Source organism: Streptomyces sp. ATCC 21386 (genome assembly GCF_018728545.1).
Taxonomy (GTDB): Bacteria; Actinomycetota; Actinomycetes; order Streptomycetales; family Streptomycetaceae; genus Streptomyces.
In genome coordinates, this window is the sequence record NZ_JAAVVL010000001.1 from 6,354,343 (window position 1) to 6,368,353 (window position 14,011).

Sequence of the window (14,011 nt, forward strand, 5' to 3'; positions counted from 1 at the left end):
CGATCTCCGCCTCCCACCATCCGCAGGAGCCGATGGCCTCCAGGTCGCCGAACCGGCTTGACGCCGTGCGCGATCGGCCGGCCCCTGGTGCGGACCTCGCGGACGGCCCGCTCGCGGAGCTCGTCGGGGTATTCGCGTGTGCCGCCACTGCTCGTGGTTTTCGCGCTCGGGGGTGGATTCTCGTATCTGGCCCAGCTCACCGCCGGTCGGCAGGCCAGCCGTAGCGAGGTCAGGCGCCAGGCGGCTCAACTGGCGGAAAAACGCCGGACGGAGCGGCTTGAGTTGTTGCGCGAGTTCATCAGCCTCACACAAACAGGGCATCCGCCTCGCTCCGACCAGCTCCCGACAGAGGTTCATTCTGGCACGCAGCTCGAACGAAATATTTCGTCGAATCATTCGAATCATGCGAGAGGTATTGACGGGGTTTACTGGCCTCCTATCATCCAAAGTGCTCGATGTGCCGACCGATGTACGACATCACGAACGAGGCAGAAGCAGGCCCGACCCCGGGACGCCCTCCTCGACGAGCCACCGCACGCTCCACGTCGCACGTCGGCACAGCACCCGGCCCCACACCTGCCCCCACAACGGCCCGGACGTGCGAGGAGAACGCCATGGATATGTCATGCCCTGATCAATTTTGGGATCGCCGTCGCACGCTGGCCGCGGCCACCGGTCTGGTGACGGGCGCCCTGCTCCCCCTGACCGGAGCCTCACGGGTTGTCGCGGCCCCCGGTCCGGAACAGGGGCCATCGGTCACGGCTGCCGCGAACCTCACGAATCCGGTCGTCTGGCAGGACTTCGCGGACATCGACATCATCCGCGTCGGCAACACCTACTACGCCTCGGCCTCCACGATGCACTACTCCCCCGGAGCACCCGTCCTGCGCTCGTACGACCTGGTGAACTGGGAGATCGCCGGTCACGCGGTGCCCACCCTCGACTTCGGCGCCAAGTACGACCTGAACGGCGGGCGCGGCTACGTCCGGGGCATCTGGGCGTCGTCGCTGGCCCACCGCCCGAGCAACGGAACCTTCTACTGGCTCGGCCAGATCGACTTCGCCAGGACGTACGTCTACACCGCCACCGCCGTCGAGGGGCCGTGGAACAGGCTCACCACCATCAACACGCCCTACTACGACGCCGGGTTGCTCGTCGACACCGACGACACCCTGTACGTGGCGTACGGCAACACCACCATCAGCGTCGCCCAGCTCTCACCGGACGGCCGCACCCAGGTCCGCACCCAGCAGGTGTTCACCACACCGTCGAGTGTCGGCACCCTGGAGGGCTCCCGCTTCTACCGGATCAACGGGCAGTACTACATCTTCCTGACCCGTCCGGCGAACGGCCAGTACATCCTGAAGTCGTCGAGCGGCCCCTTCGGTCCCTACACGATGCGGCAGGTCCTGCTCGACCTGCGCGGGCCGATCCCCGGCGGCGGTGTCCCGCACCAGGGCGGCCTGGTGCAGACACAGAGCGGCGCCTGGTACTACCTGGCGTTCGTGGACGCGTACCCCGGCGGCCGGGTGCCCGCTCTGGCGCCGATCACCTGGACCTCGGACGGCTGGCCCGTGGTCCAACTCGTGAACGGCGCCTGGGGCGCCTCGTATCCCGCCCCGGTGGTGCCCGCCCCGCCCCGCCCGGTGACCCCCATGATCGGCGTCGACACCTTCGACGGGACGACCCTCAAACCGAGGTGGGAGTGGAACCACAACCCTGACAACACGAAGTGGTCGGTGAACAACGGTCTGACGCTGGCCACCGCGACCGTCACCAACGACCTGTACTGGGCCCGCAACACCCTCACCCACCGCATCCAGGGCCCCACCTCCACCGCCACCGTCCAGCTCGACCCCTCGGCCATGCGCGACGGCGACCGGGCCGGACTCGCGCTGCTGCGTGACTCCTCCGCGTGGATCGGGCTCAAACGCGACGGCGGCGTCACCCGGCTGGTCATGGTCGACGGGCTGACCATGGACGGCAACTGGAACACCACCGGAACCGGAGTCGAGCGGGCGAGCACGACCGTGCCGGGCGGGCGCGTCTGGCTGCGGGCGAACGCCGACATCCGCCCCGGGTCCTCCCGGCCGGGCACCTTCTCCTACAGCACCGACGGCACGCGCTTCACCCGCCTCGGCCCCGCCTTCTCCATGGGCAACGACTGGCGCTTCTTCATGGGCTACCGGTTCGCCCTCTTCAACCACGCCACCCGGGCACTCGGCGGCTCCGTCCGCGTCACCCGCTTCGAGGTGTCGACCCCCTGAAGACCGTCCGCCGCACCACCGAAAGCTCCCACCCGCTTCGCCATCACCCACACCCGCTTCGCCATCACTCGCACCCGCACCCGCACCCGCACCCGCACCCGCACCCGCACCCGACCGTACGAGGAGAACGATGAACCAGTGGAAACGGCTCGGCCGACGCCGGGCATCGGTACTGGGCCTGGCAGCGCTCATGACCCTCGCGACGCCCGGCATCGCGAACGGCGCGCCGGAGGCGGGTCCCGGCACCGCGACCGGCTCACAGAAGGCGGTGAAGGCGTCCACCCTGGGTGCTCAGGCCGCCCAGTCCGGACGGTACTTCGGAACCGCCGTGGCAGCCGGACGGCTGGGGAACAGCCAGTACACCGGCATTTTGGACCGGGAGTTCAACTCGGTCACGGCCGAGAACGAGATGAAGTGGGACGCGACCGAGCGGTCCCGGGGCCAGTTCACCTTCGGGGCCGGGGACCAGATCATGAACCGTGCGGCCTCCCGGGGCCAGCGCGTGCGCGGCCACACGCTGGTGTGGCACCAGCAACTCCCCGACTGGGTGAAGTCCATCAGGGACGCGAACACGTTACGCGGCGTGATGAACAACCACATCAGCACCGTGATGAACCACTACAAGGGCCGCATCCACTCCTGGGACGTGGTCAACGAGGCCTTCGCCGACGGCAACAGCGGCCAGATGCGCAGCTCGGTCTTCCGGGACGTGCTGGGCACCGGCTTCATCGAGCAGGCGTTCCGCACCGCCCGTTCGGCCGACCCCGGGGCCAAGCTCTGCTACAACGACTACAACATCGAGGACTGGAACGCCGCCAAGACCCAGGGCGTCTACCGCATGGTCCGCGACTTCAAGTCGCGGGGCGTGCCCATCGACTGCGTCGGACTGCAGGCGCACTTCGGCGCCGGCGGTCCCCCCGGCAGCTTCCGGACGACGCTGGCGAACTTCGCCGCGCTCGGTGTGGACGTGCAGATCACCGAGCTGGACATCGCGCAGGCGCCGGGGTCCGCGTACGCGAACACGGTCCGGGCGTGCATGGAGGTGTCCCGCTGCACCGGCATCACCGTCTGGGGCATCCGTGACAGCGACTCCTGGCGCAGCGGGGAGAACCCATTGCTGTTCGACCGCAACGGCAACAAGAAGCCTGCCTACCAGTCGGCGCTCACCGCGATGGGCGGCTCGCTCGCCTGATGCGGGCCGGCCCCACCCCCTGAGCTGGGGTGCTGCAACAGGTCCCAGGCCAGGAGCGGGTCGAAGAGACGGCGGTCACCACCAGGAAGGCGAGCACCGCTGCCTGGCCGAGCCCGCTCCCGCGGGGGGGCGGTGGACGAGCCGCGTGCCATGCGTCGTCCCCTCCCCGTTCCGGTGCCTGATGCAAGTGCTTCGTCAGTGCCAACGCTCCTGGCCGGCCCGAGAGCTCCGGGCGCGTGCGCGACGGGCGGACATGCGCGCCCGCGGGCGGTGTCAGGGTTCGATGAGACCGGCGCGGATGGCGTAGCGGGTGAGTTCCAGACGGTCGCGCAGGCCGAGTTTGTGCAGGAGGTTCGCGCGGTGCCGGTGGACCGTCTTGATGCTGATGAAGAGCAGTTCGGCGATCTCCTTGGAGGAGTGCCCCTCGGCGACGAGTTTGAGCACCTCCTCCTCCCGGGGGGTCACCACCTGGTCGGGTGGTTCCTCCCCGTGGCGGACCCGGTCGAGATAGTTGCGCACGAGCGCGGTGACCGCCCCCGGGTAGAGGAAGGGCTCGTCCCGCATGGCGGCCCGGCAGGCGGCGACCAGGTCGCGGTCGGCGACCGACTTCAGCACGTATCCGCTGGCACCCGCCTTCAGCGCCTGGAAGAAGTACTGCTCGTTGTCGTGCATGGTCAGCATCAGCACGCGTAGGTCCGGCTTCAGCGCGATCAGTTCCCGGGCGGCCTGCAGACCTGTCATCCGGGGCATGGCGATGTCCAGCACCGCGAGGTCGACGTCGTGGGTGCGGGCCTGGGCGATGGCCTCCGCGCCGTCCCCGGCCTCGGCGACGACCCGGAGGTCAGGCTCGCCGTCGAGGATGAGCCGCACACCGCGCCGTACGAGCGCGTGGTCGTCGGCGAGGAGGATGCGGATCTCGGTCGGGTCGGTCGGGGTCATGGCTGCTTCCTGGGGACGGGTACGGTCAGGCGGACGTGCGTACCGGTGGCCGGCCGGGAGGTGACGTCCAGCGCGGCGCCGATGAGCAGGGCCCGCTCGCGCATCCCGCGGATCCCCGCCCCTTCCCGGGCCACACCCGCCCCCCGGCCGTCGTCCGTGACGGACAGGACGATGACGCCGTCACCCGGGCTCAGGCTGACCTCGACCCGGCCGGCGTCGGCGTGCCGGGCCGCGTTGGTCAGGGCCTCCTGCGCGACCCGGTACAGCACCAGCTCGGTCTCCTGGTCCAGTTCGGGCAGGCCGGTGTCGAAGCGACGGACGACGCGCAGCCCGGTGTGGGCGGCGAACTCGGTGGTCAGCGAGGTCAGGGCGCTGACCAGGCCGAGATCCTCCAGGACACCCGGTCGCAGCCGGCGCACCAGGCGGCGGACCTCGTCGAGGCTCTCGCGGGTGATCTCCTGCGCCTGCTGCAGCTCGCCGCGCAGGGGTTCGTCCGCGTCGTCGGCCGCCCGTTTCAGCCCCAGCAGGACGGCGGTCATGCTCTGGCCCACCTCGTCGTGCAGTTCCTGGGCGATACGGCGGCGTTCGTCCTCCTGCGCGAGCAGCGCACGGGCGCTGCTCGACGCCCGCTCGTGTTCGAGCCGGTCCAGCATGGCGTTGAAGGTGCTGATCACCTCCGCGGTCTCGCCCCGGCCGCGCTCCGGCAGCCGCTGGCCGGGCCGCAGGAGGTCGACCGTGGTCATGAGCCTCGTCAGCCGGTCCAGGGGGGCGAGCCCGATCCTCAGCAGGGCGGCGTTGGCGATCAGCATGACGCCCAGGCCGGCCACGAGGATGATCGCCTCGGTCAGTACCACCGGCACGGACACGGTCACCGGAGCCCACAGCAGCAGTGCGGTCGCGGTCCCCAGCACGACGGCGTTGAGGGCGAAGATCCGCCAGAACAGGGACACCGCGACGACGCCTTCCTTCCTGCCGGTGACACGGGCTGTGTCGTTCTCGTGGCGGGCGCGCGACCCGGCCCGTGTGCCGTGTCCCGCCGCCGCGGGCCGGTCTCCCCGCAAGCCTGCCCGCACCCGGGCGGTCGCGTCGATGGGGCGCGATACCCATTTCCGCCGCCGGCCGGCCCACGCCACGGTAGACCCCGTGCGGCGGTGAATGGGTATTGCGCCCGATGGGTTTCGCGCGGCGCATCGGCCACGGTGAAGTCGTACCCCCGTCCACCGTGCGGAAGGCAGGACCCGCCATGTCACTCGATACACCCCGGACCGAGTCCCGGCCCGGACGGCTGTCCGCGCACGAGGCCCGGCAGCGCCTCGCCCACGAACGCGACACCCGCCTGACGCAGCTGCGAGCCCTCGCCGAGGCCGGACGCGAAGCAGGGGAGCAGCTGATGCCGGGGCAGCGGGACACCATCGAGCGCGTCCTCAAGGAGATCGACGCCGCCTTCGCCCGCGTCCAGGACCGCACCTACGGCACCTGCCTGGGCTGCTCGAAGCCCATCCCGGTAGAGCGTCTGGAGATCCTGCCCTACACGCGGTTCTGTGTCCCCTGCCGGCAAGACGCGGTCTGACGACCGCCGCCCGGTGACTCCGTCTCCCTGACAGCCCGAGGGGTGAAGTGGTGAACCAGCAGACCATCGGCGAACGCGAACGCGGCACGGCCCTGTCGGCCGCGGACCTGGCCGCACTGCGCGACAGCCTGAACGAGCAGCGCCTGTTCCGCCGCGAACAGATCCAGCAGCTCACGGCCTCGGCCGCGCCGCGCGCCGAGGCACTGCTCGACCGGCGGGCCGCCTCCCAGACCGAGGTACGCGTCCAGCTCGCCGCGTCGGCCCGCATGGTCCTCGCCGACGTCGAGGCGGCCCTGGAGCGCATGGACCAGGGCCGCTACGGCAACTGCCACCTGTGCCGCGGGCCCATCGACCGCGAGCGTCTGACGATCGTGCCGCAGGCCCGCTACTGCGGCCGCTGCCAGCACCTCAGGGAGGCGGGCCGGTGACCACGTTCCACCGGCCCCGCTCGCCCTCCTGCGGCACCCCCCGGCCGCGCGGCTCACGGTACAGCCGACGACGGCGTACCCGGCCCTCAGGTGGCCCCGGGGTGGCTGCCGGGCCCTTCGGTGTGCGGGGACAGGGGGGTCGGTGACAGGGCCGTGTCCTCCTCGCCGGGTTCCAGGAGGGTGTTGGCGGCGCCGACGATGAGCGGGTCGGGGGTGCCGACCGCCTCGGGGTCCTTGTTTCCGTAGTCGACGCGTGACAGCAGGCTGCGCATGGTCTCCAGCCGGGCGCGGCGTTTGTCGTTGCTCTTGACGACGGTCCAGGGGGCCTGTTCGGTGTCGGTGGCCCGGAACATGTCGACCTTGGCCTCCGTGTAGTCGTCCCACCGGTCCAGCGAGGCCAGGTCGGTGGGCGACAGTTTCCACTGGCGCACCGGGTCGACCTGCCGGATGGCAAAACGGGTGCGCTGTTCGGCGCGGGAGACGGAGAACCAGAACTTGCACAGCAGGAAGCCGTCGTCGACGAGCATCCGCTCGAAGGCCGGGCACTGTGCGAGGAACAGTTCGTACTCGTCCTTCGAGCAGTAGCCCATCACACGCTCCACGCCGGCCCGGTTGTACCAGGACCGGTCGAAGAAGACGATCTCACCTGCCGTCGGCAGGTGGGCGATGTACCGCTGGAAGTACCACTGCCCCATCTCCCGTTCCGTGGGCTTGTCCAGGGCCACCACCCTGGCTCCACGGGGGTTGAGCCGCTCGGTCAGACGTTGGATCGTGCCGCCCTTGCCCGCCGCGTCACGCCCCTCGCACACCACGATCACCCGCGCGCCCGCGTCCTTGACCCACCGCTGGAGCTTGAGCAGCTCGATCTGCAGGACGCGCTTGCGCCGTTCGTACTCCTGACGGCCGACCTTGCGCCCGTAGGGATGGTTCTCACGCCATGTCGTGAGGGGGCGGCCGGTCCCGTCGAGCAGGACCGGCCGCTCCCGTCGGCTGGTGTCCACGGTCAGGCCGTCCAGCAGTCCGTCGGCGTCTTCAGCGTTCATCACACCACTCCCGTATGGGATCATCGCCCGCTCCGGACGGTGCCGGACGGCCCAGCCCACCCTGCCGACGTCAGAACGGCATGCGTCCACGGGTACGGCGGCCCGCCGAGCCGCTGCGGCCGACGGCGCGGGAACTCGACCGGAACGGCTTGCTGAACAGCCGGCCCAGGGCGCCGGGCGCCTTGCCGCCCACCCGCGACCCGGCACCGAGCGAACGCTGCGTGCCGCGCTCGGGGTGACGGGAGAGGCGCGGGACGAAGAAGGCGAGAACAGCCAGGAGCACACACACTCCGACTACGACGGCAATGATCACGAGTTGTCTCCCTAGGCTGGTCGGGAGCGTACGGGTTCCCCGTCGGCGTCCGTCCATGTGAGCGCGCCGCGAGCCGCTTCAGCGGCTCTGTGCCCGCGCGGAGGAAGGGGAGGGCCTGTTCACGTCACGCGGGCACCGAACCCGACGGTTCGACGTTGGACGGATCGGTGGACGACGGCTCGGCGGACGCCCCGTCGACGACGGTCGCTGCCCGCCGAGCTGCATGCGTGGATGCTTCTGCCGGCCGCGACCCGGGCGTTGGAGCAGCGGCTGCGCGCGGTCGTGAAGGAGCGGCTCGGGGTGCCGCGCAGCCATCGGCCGACGGCGGTCACCGAGGTGATCCGCGCCTGCGGCGCCGCATATCGCGATTCAGTGCTGGTCATACACCAGGAGGCCATCGTCACGCAGCCGCGCACCAGGCGTCGGCCGATGCTCGGTCAGCCGCCCGTCATGGGACAGGTGCAACACCGGGGTCCCGCGCGCGAGTACGGCGAAGTCGGCGATGATCCGCCGGTGGCAGCGCCACCACACCGCTTCCGCGCACATGACCGTGGTGCGTACAGTCGCGGCCTCTGTGAGGAGCTCGTCCATGGCTGCCCCGAACTGCGGGTCCCGTGTGTACCCGGCGTATCCGCGGAAGGAGGCGTTCTGCCAGAACGTGTCCGGTGAGTCCGGCGCGGTCCTGCGGAAGCCGCCGAGCCGGGGCTCCCACCGGTAGGCGATGCCCTGACGCGGCATCCACTGCTCCAGCGCACCACGGTTCGTGTCCGGGTTGTGGCGGCTTCCGGGAGCGGTGCGGACGTCGACCACCGCCCGTACCTCGGCACTGTCCAGGAGCGCGGCCATCTGTTCTCTGGTGGCGGTGCTGTGCCCGAAGGTGAGCAACTGTCCGCGGCTCTCCTCTGCGCGGTTCACACGTCAGCCGGGTTTGGCGACGGTGAGGAGCGCCGCTGCGTCGTCGATCTCATGGCGGGCGTGGTCGCCCGATTCATCGAGTTCGACACCGTCGTGGCTGACCACTGGGGCGAGGTCTACCTCCAGCACAATGAGAACATCCCCGACGGTCCTGAGGCCATCCGTCGCTCGCTGGAGGAAATCGGCGCCTTTCCCGATGAGTTCAGACCGAGTTTCACTGTCGTCGCCACTGTCGCCGAAGGCGATCTGGTGTGGTTCCTCGAGCGCGTCCGCGTCGGAAGTCTGACCGGCCTCGGTGTCGACATCTTCCGACTGGTCGATCGCCGGATCGTGGAGCACTGGGACATCCCCGCGCTCCGACCGGATTCCGTCGATGCCGGGCAGTGACGCGATCACGCTGCCGTAGCGGCACGCTTGACCCCGGTGGCGGCCCGCAGGCAGATCGCGTCGCGCAACAGCCTCTCCACGGCGAAGTCCTGGGGGCCGTGCATTCTCGCTGTTCAACGCCATGCGCGCCATGGACACCAGCAGACGAGGAAGCTGCCAGGAGCATTCCGACAGGCGTCCCCCTCCGGGAAGCAGTACCCATAGCGCTCACGCTCACTGCTACGGACAGTCACGCCTTGTGGAACTGCCACAAGACAACAGGCCGAGCGCCAGGTCCTGATACCAGGGTGCGACTTGATCGCCCGCCAAGCCGGAATCCTCCGTTGACCACTCAGCTGACGATGCCCCCTCCACACCCCCAAAGCGGGAACACGAGCCGCCGACTGAAACTGATGGCGCGTCAGTAGAGTTGGCCAAGGGTTGGCAAGAGTCCTGCCACAGCTACCAACAGACAGCCAGACCCTGGAACCACCCAGCGCCCGAAACCGTAGCTGCGCCGCACCCCTCCGCTCCCCCCGCGAGCGACTGCCGAGCGCGAGCCAGCACCCGGCAGCACGTTACCCACCCGGCACCGAACGATCAGTCATTTCCGCAGGTCAACGGGCTCTGCCTCGCGGCTTCAGAGGCGTCGGCGGCAGCTCGGGAGCCGGCAGCGGATCCCGGTCATAGCCCTTTACCTCCCCGAACCGCGACCCTTCCATCCAGTCCCGCCGGGCTTGTGCGATCTCTTCCTGCGACCGTCCGATCCAGTTCCAGAACATGATCAGCTCCTCCTCGAACGGCTCGCCGCCGAGGAGCATCAAAGAGGCGTGCGTGTCGGCGCGCAGGGGGAGGTCGGTTCGGCCGCAGCCGAGGTAGAGCATGGAGCCGGGGAGGACGGGGACGCCGTCGACGTGGGCCTCGCCGGACATGGACAGGACCGCGTACTCGAAGTCGGGTTCGAGAGGCAGGCGCAGGTCGGCGCCCGGTGTGAGCGTGAGGTCGGCACCGACGATCGGCGTGAACGTCGTGCCGGGCGAGGTCGCGCCGTCCAGGCTGCCGAGGATGAGGGTCGCGCTCAGGCCGGACGCCGTGACGACGGGCAGCTCGGCGTGGTGCTCGAAGCGCGGGTCGGTGTGCCGGTGACTGTCCGGCAGCGCCACCCAGAGCTGGGCACCGTGCAGGAAACGGGCGTGCGACTTCGGACTCTCCTCCGAGTGGCTGATCGCCCGGCCCGAGGTCATCAGGCCCAGCTCGCGGGGGCGGATGGTCTGCAGGCTGCCCGTGGAGTCGCGGTGCAGCACCTCGCCCTGGTGCAGCCAACTGACCGTCTGCAGACCCATGTGCGGATGCGGCGGCACCTGCATGCCGGGCTCGTCGGCGATGTCGTCGGGGCCGTAATGATCGACGAAGGCCCACGCGCCCACCATGCGGCGGCCCAGGTTGGGCAGCAGACGCCGCACCTCGCTCGACTCGCCGAGCTTCACCCGGCGGGGGCTGAGGAGTTCACGAACCGGCTCGGCCACCACGAAGCCCCGGCCACCGCACACCGCGGGCACCGCCTCGCGATCAAGATTGCTCATGCCTCCAACCTAGCCCCGTCCGGCGCGCGTCGTCAGTCGTCCCCGGTACTCCATGACGTGGTCAGCGCCGACCGCGGCGACCGTACGGCCGCCTCCCCCGGCGTACGGCCGCCTTCCCCGGCAAGGCGGCATATTTACTAGCCATGGCTATAGTAGCCATGTACGGTATCGGTCATGAGTTCGGTCATCGAGGGCGCGACGCCCGGGTTTCTCGTCTGGCGGCTGTCCATGAAGTGGCGGGTCGCGGTCGACCGCGCGCTCGCTCCGCTGGGCCTGACGCACGCGCAGTACGCGCTGGTGGCGTCGTTGTACGGCATGCACCGGGACGGACTGCGGCCCAGTCAGCGGCAGCTCGCGGACCACACCGGCCTGGAGGCCCTGTACGTCTCCAAGCTGGCCCGCGCCCTGGAGACCGCCGGACTCCTCGAACGCACCCGGGACCCTCGCGACCCCCGCGCCGTACGGCTCGCACTCACCGAGCAGGGGCGCGAGGTCACCGGGCGCGCGATCGAGGTCGTCCAGGGACTGATGGACCAGCTGCTGGAACCGCTGGGCGGCCTCGACGGCACCCGCACCCGGGCGTTCGCCCGCGAGCTGACCACCCTGCTCGACGTACCGCTCGACATGCCGCTCGTCCCGTCCACCGCACAGGAACACGACAAGGAGCAACCATGACCACCACCGCCCCCGTCCTCACCTCCCGGGTCGTCGGGCTCGCCCACTACGCCGCCCGCGGGGTGCTGGAGAAGGTCCTGGCCCGACACGGTCTGACGTTCCAGCAGTCGCTGGCCCTGCGTGCCGTCGCGGGAGCCGACGAACCCCTCGACCGCGAGGCCCTCGTGGACCAGGTCGTCGACTCGCTCAAGGCCGAGAAGGCCGAGATACGGGTCATGGTCGAGGAGTCGGTCGCCGCGGGGCTCCTGGAGGCAGACCCCGCGCGGCCGTCCCGGCTCAGGATCACGGACGCCGGGCAGGAGGCCCACAGCAGGTCCGTCGCCGAGACGGCACCCATCTCCGCCCGGATCTACGCCGACATCCCGGCCGAGGAACTGGCCGCCGCCGGTCGCACGCTGACCCTCATCACCGAACGCGCCAACGCCGAGCTGGCCGCGATGAAGTGAGCCCGCCCGCTACTTCGACTCCGCCCGGCCGCCGTACGACCGCTTGCCGCGCCGGTGGGCCACCTCGCCCAGGACGACGTCCACCGCGATGAACGCCGCCAACGGGATGCCCAGCAGGGGCACGAAGTAGCCGAGGACCGCGACGACGGCGAGGGCGGGGACGAGGATCTGGGGCGGCACGTGCTGCCAGGCGCCGCGCGGGAGCGGGCGCCCGAAGGACGAGGCACGGCCGCGCTGCCACCACATGCGGTAGCCCCAGACGATCAGCACGACCAGGGAGGCCGCGAGCGCCATCAGCAGGAGCTGGTTGGCGAGGCCGAACAGGACGCCGGTGTGGGCGTCGATGCCCCAGCGGGACAGCTTGGCGAGGATCGGGAAGTCGGCGAACCGGAGGGTGTCGGTGACCTCGGCGCTCGCCGGGTCCACGGCCACCGCGTCCTGCTTGGTGGGCCAGCTGCGCTGGACCTGCTTGACCACGTACGCCGAGGACGCGTCGGCGGGCGGCACGATCTCCACCGGGTCGCCGAGGCCCTCGGCACGCGCGGCGGCCAGGATCTTGTCCAAGTCGCCCTCCGCGGCCGCCCCTTCGGCCGCCGAACCGCCCCCGTGGTCGCCGTGGTCGCCCGCCGCGGCGGAGACGGCCGGCGTCGCCTGACGGAGTTCGGTACGCAGGACCTCGATGTTGGCGCCCGCGTACGTGGACCAGGTCAGACCGGTCGCCGAGAGGAAGAAGAAACCGAGGGCCGCCCAGACGCCCACCGTGCCGTGCAGGCCCAGGGTGCGACGGCGGCCCGAGGTGCCGCGCACCTTGCGCTGGGCGCGGCCGCGGGCGAACCAGAGCACCAGGCCGCCGCCCGAGATGACCCACAGCCAACTGGCGGCGAGTTCGCTGTAGAGGCGGCCGGGCTCGCCGAGGTGGAGGTTGGCGTGGAACTTGTCGATCCAGGTCCGCACCGGCAGCGCGCCCGTGGAGCCGTACTGCTCCGACGCCCCGCGCACCTCGGCCGTGTACGGGTCGACGAACACCGCGAGGGTGTTGTTCTCGTCGATGCCCTCGACGCCCGTCAGCAGCACCCTGGTCGTCGCGTCGTCCTTCGGGGAGGGCCGGACGGCGGAGATCGTGCCCTCCGGGTGCGCCTCGCGGGCGGCGGCCACCTGCTCGGAGATCGGCAGCTTCTCCTCGCCCACCTTCGCGACGGTCATCCGGTCCGCGTAGACGATGTCCTCGACGGTGAACGAGGCGGCGTACAACCCGCCGGTCAGAGCGGCGACCAGCAGGAACGGGGCGACGAGGACGCCTGCGTAGAAGTGCAGCCGCAGGACGAGCGGCCGCAGCGCGGCCCAGCCCCTCGGCGAGCCGTCCGGCTTGGCGAAGGACTTCTGGGGCTCGTCCGTCTCGGTCGAGGGGGCGATGGTCATCGGCGGATGCTCCGGGATGCGGGGACGTCGTGGCGGTTCAGTAGTCGGGGCGAGCGGGCTCCGAGTTCCCGACCCTTTCTGTGACGTGGGTCACAGGAGCGTGCGCCGGTGTCGCGCCGCCGCCGAGAGGGGCGGTCGCACGGGCGGCCGTGCGAGAGCCGCCTCGCGTCGCGCGCGGCCGATTGGCATCCTGGCCCGATGGCTTCCGAACGTGATCGCACCGAGTCCCGCCCCCTGAGCGACCGGGTCGAGGAACTCCTCGCCCACGAGGGGCCGCTGCCGATCGTCGCCGCGGGCGACCCGGTGCTGCGCCGCACCGCCGAGCCCTTCGACGGCCAGCTGGGCCCGGGTCTCCTCGCCCGCTTCGTCGCCGCCCTGCGCGCCACCATGCACGCGGCACCGGGCGTCGGCCTCGCCGCACCCCAGGTGGGCGTGTCCCTGCGCATCGCGGTGATCGAGGACCCCGCGCCGGTTCCGGAAGAGGTACGGCTGGCCCGGGGCCGGGTGCCGCAGCCGTTCCGCGTCCTGGTCAATCCGGCGTACGAGGCCGTGGGCTCGTTCCGTGACGCGTTCTACGAGGGCTGTCTGAGCGTGCCGGGCTGGCAGGCCGTGGTGGCCCGGCACGCCAAGGTGCGGCTACGGGCGCTCGACGAGCACGGGCGGGCGGTCGACGAGGAGTTCGCGGGGTGGCCTGCCCGGATCGTCCAGCACGAGACGGACCACCTCAACGGCACGCTCTACCTCGACCACGCCGAACCGAGGTCCCTCTCCTCGAACCAGGCGATGGCCGACCGCTGGAACGACCCGACCCCCGCCAGGGCCGCACGGGAGCTGGGCTTCCTCCTGCCCGACTAG

The 14,011-nt window shown here is 70.7% G+C and carries 14 protein-coding genes and 2 pseudogenes; 9 read left to right on the forward strand and 7 right to left on the reverse strand.

Going from position 1 to position 14,011, the window contains the following annotated elements:
* Positions 1 to 620 precede the first annotated feature (620 nt).
* Together GWK25_RS27240 and GWK25_RS27245 are read left to right on the forward strand one after the other, a co-directional pair.
* Positions 621 to 2,267: a glycoside hydrolase 43 family protein gene (locus GWK25_RS27240; protein ID WP_215457623.1), complete on the forward strand. Its 1,647-nt coding sequence runs from the start codon at positions 621 to 623 to the stop codon at positions 2,265 to 2,267.
* Positions 2,268 to 2,397: 130 nt separating this feature from the next.
* Positions 2,398 to 3,456 (forward strand): annotated as a pseudogene (locus tag GWK25_RS27245) (endo-1,4-beta-xylanase); the annotation flags it as partial.
* A 276-nt stretch (positions 3,457 to 3,732) separates the two neighbouring features.
* On the opposite strand, the gene GWK25_RS27250 reads toward GWK25_RS27245, so the two are convergent.
* Positions 3,733 to 4,398: a response regulator transcription factor gene (locus GWK25_RS27250; protein ID WP_215453900.1), complete on the reverse strand. Its 666-nt coding sequence runs from the start codon at positions 4,396 to 4,398 to the stop codon at positions 3,733 to 3,735.
* Positions 4,395 to 5,348 (reverse strand): sensor histidine kinase, encoded by a 954-nt coding sequence (locus GWK25_RS27255; RefSeq protein WP_215453901.1) that lies wholly within the window; start codon positions 5,346 to 5,348, stop codon positions 4,395 to 4,397. Before GWK25_RS27255 ends, GWK25_RS27250 begins: the two co-directional genes overlap by 4 nt.
* Positions 5,349 to 5,641: 293 nt before the next feature.
* Here GWK25_RS27255 and GWK25_RS27260 point away from each other — a divergent pair, with 293 nt between their 5' ends.
* Both GWK25_RS27260 and GWK25_RS27265 read left to right on the forward strand, forming a co-directional pair.
* Entirely contained in the window at positions 5,642 to 5,968 is a 327-nt protein-coding gene (locus GWK25_RS27260) for a TraR/DksA C4-type zinc finger protein (protein WP_215453902.1), read from the forward strand.
* Positions 5,969 to 6,015: 47 nt separating this feature from the next.
* A complete protein-coding gene (locus GWK25_RS27265) occupies positions 6,016 to 6,396 on the forward strand; it encodes a TraR/DksA C4-type zinc finger protein (protein ID WP_215453903.1) in 381 nt (126 codons plus the stop codon).
* An 86-nt stretch (positions 6,397 to 6,482) separates the two neighbouring features.
* Here GWK25_RS27265 and ppk2 read toward each other — a convergent pair whose 3' ends face one another.
* The gene (ppk2, locus tag GWK25_RS27270; protein ID WP_215453904.1) at positions 6,483 to 7,439 is read right to left on the reverse strand and encodes a polyphosphate kinase 2; all 957 of its coding nucleotides are present in this window, start codon (positions 7,437 to 7,439) and stop codon (positions 6,483 to 6,485) included.
* Positions 7,440 to 7,509: 70 nt separating this feature from the next.
* The gene (locus GWK25_RS27275; RefSeq protein ID WP_215453905.1) at positions 7,510 to 7,752 is read right to left on the reverse strand and encodes a DUF6411 family protein; all 243 of its coding nucleotides are present in this window, start codon (positions 7,750 to 7,752) and stop codon (positions 7,510 to 7,512) included.
* A gap of 231 nt (positions 7,753 to 7,983) precedes the next feature.
* Here GWK25_RS27275 and GWK25_RS43835 point away from each other — a divergent pair.
* Positions 7,984 to 8,055, forward strand: a pseudogene (locus GWK25_RS43835) (MarR family transcriptional regulator); the annotation flags it as partial.
* A gap of 66 nt (positions 8,056 to 8,121) precedes the next feature.
* Here the strand turns inward: GWK25_RS43835 and GWK25_RS27280 are convergent.
* A complete protein-coding gene (locus GWK25_RS27280; RefSeq protein ID WP_215453907.1) occupies positions 8,122 to 8,598 on the reverse strand; it encodes a DUF488 family protein in 477 nt (158 codons plus the stop codon).
* A gap of 21 nt (positions 8,599 to 8,619) precedes the next feature.
* Between GWK25_RS27280 and GWK25_RS27285 the strand changes: the two genes are divergently transcribed.
* On the forward strand, positions 8,620 to 9,054 hold the full coding sequence (locus tag GWK25_RS27285) for a hypothetical protein (RefSeq protein WP_215453908.1): 435 nt from the start codon (positions 8,620 to 8,622) through the stop codon (positions 9,052 to 9,054).
* Positions 9,055 to 9,650: 596 nt separating this feature from the next.
* Here the strand turns inward: GWK25_RS27285 and GWK25_RS27290 are convergent.
* The gene (locus tag GWK25_RS27290; protein WP_215453910.1) at positions 9,651 to 10,616 is read right to left on the reverse strand and encodes a pirin family protein; all 966 of its coding nucleotides are present in this window, start codon (positions 10,614 to 10,616) and stop codon (positions 9,651 to 9,653) included.
* A gap of 174 nt (positions 10,617 to 10,790) precedes the next feature.
* Between GWK25_RS27290 and GWK25_RS27295 the strand changes: the two genes are divergently transcribed.
* Both GWK25_RS27295 and GWK25_RS27300 read left to right on the forward strand, forming a co-directional pair.
* Positions 10,791 to 11,291, forward strand: a complete 501-nt coding sequence (locus GWK25_RS27295; RefSeq protein ID WP_215453912.1) for a MarR family winged helix-turn-helix transcriptional regulator — start codon at positions 10,791 to 10,793, stop codon at positions 11,289 to 11,291.
* Positions 11,288 to 11,737: a winged helix DNA-binding protein gene (locus GWK25_RS27300; RefSeq protein WP_215453913.1), complete on the forward strand. Its 450-nt coding sequence runs from the start codon at positions 11,288 to 11,290 to the stop codon at positions 11,735 to 11,737. Before GWK25_RS27295 ends, GWK25_RS27300 begins: the two co-directional genes overlap by 4 nt.
* A gap of 9 nt (positions 11,738 to 11,746) precedes the next feature.
* Here the strand turns inward: GWK25_RS27300 and GWK25_RS27305 are convergent, their stop codons facing one another.
* Positions 11,747 to 13,156: a PepSY domain-containing protein gene (locus GWK25_RS27305; protein WP_215453914.1), complete on the reverse strand. Its 1,410-nt coding sequence runs from the start codon at positions 13,154 to 13,156 to the stop codon at positions 11,747 to 11,749.
* A gap of 198 nt (positions 13,157 to 13,354) precedes the next feature.
* Between GWK25_RS27305 and GWK25_RS27310 the strand changes: the two genes are divergently transcribed.
* Entirely contained in the window at positions 13,355 to 14,011 is a 657-nt protein-coding gene (locus GWK25_RS27310) for a peptide deformylase (protein WP_215453915.1), read from the forward strand.

Excerpts from the sequence above, each read along its gene's own strand:
- GWK25_RS27260 (WP_215453902.1), top strand. The coding sequence starts at position 5,642 with ATGTCACTCGATACACCCCGGACCGAGTCCCGGCCCGGACGGCTGTCC.
- GWK25_RS27295 (WP_215453912.1), top strand. The coding sequence starts at position 10,791 with ATGAGTTCGGTCATCGAGGGCGCGACGCCCGGGTTTCTCGTCTGGCGG.
- GWK25_RS27300 (WP_215453913.1), top strand. The coding sequence starts at position 11,288 with ATGACCACCACCGCCCCCGTCCTCACCTCCCGGGTCGTCGGGCTCGCC.
- GWK25_RS27240 (WP_215457623.1), top strand. The coding sequence starts at position 621 with ATGTCATGCCCTGATCAATTTTGGGATCGCCGTCGCACGCTGGCCGCG.
- GWK25_RS27305 (WP_215453914.1), bottom strand. The coding sequence starts at position 13,156 with ATGACCATCGCCCCCTCGACCGAGACGGACGAGCCCCAGAAGTCCTTC.
- GWK25_RS27290 (WP_215453910.1), bottom strand. The coding sequence starts at position 10,616 with ATGAGCAATCTTGATCGCGAGGCGGTGCCCGCGGTGTGCGGTGGCCGG.
- ppk2 (WP_215453904.1), bottom strand. The coding sequence starts at position 7,439 with ATGAACGCTGAAGACGCCGACGGACTGCTGGACGGCCTGACCGTGGAC.
- GWK25_RS27250 (WP_215453900.1), bottom strand. The coding sequence starts at position 4,398 with ATGACCCCGACCGACCCGACCGAGATCCGCATCCTCCTCGCCGACGAC.
- GWK25_RS27280 (WP_215453907.1), bottom strand. The coding sequence starts at position 8,598 with ATGGCCGCGCTCCTGGACAGTGCCGAGGTACGGGCGGTGGTCGACGTC.
- GWK25_RS27310 (WP_215453915.1), top strand. The coding sequence starts at position 13,355 with ATGGCTTCCGAACGTGATCGCACCGAGTCCCGCCCCCTGAGCGACCGG.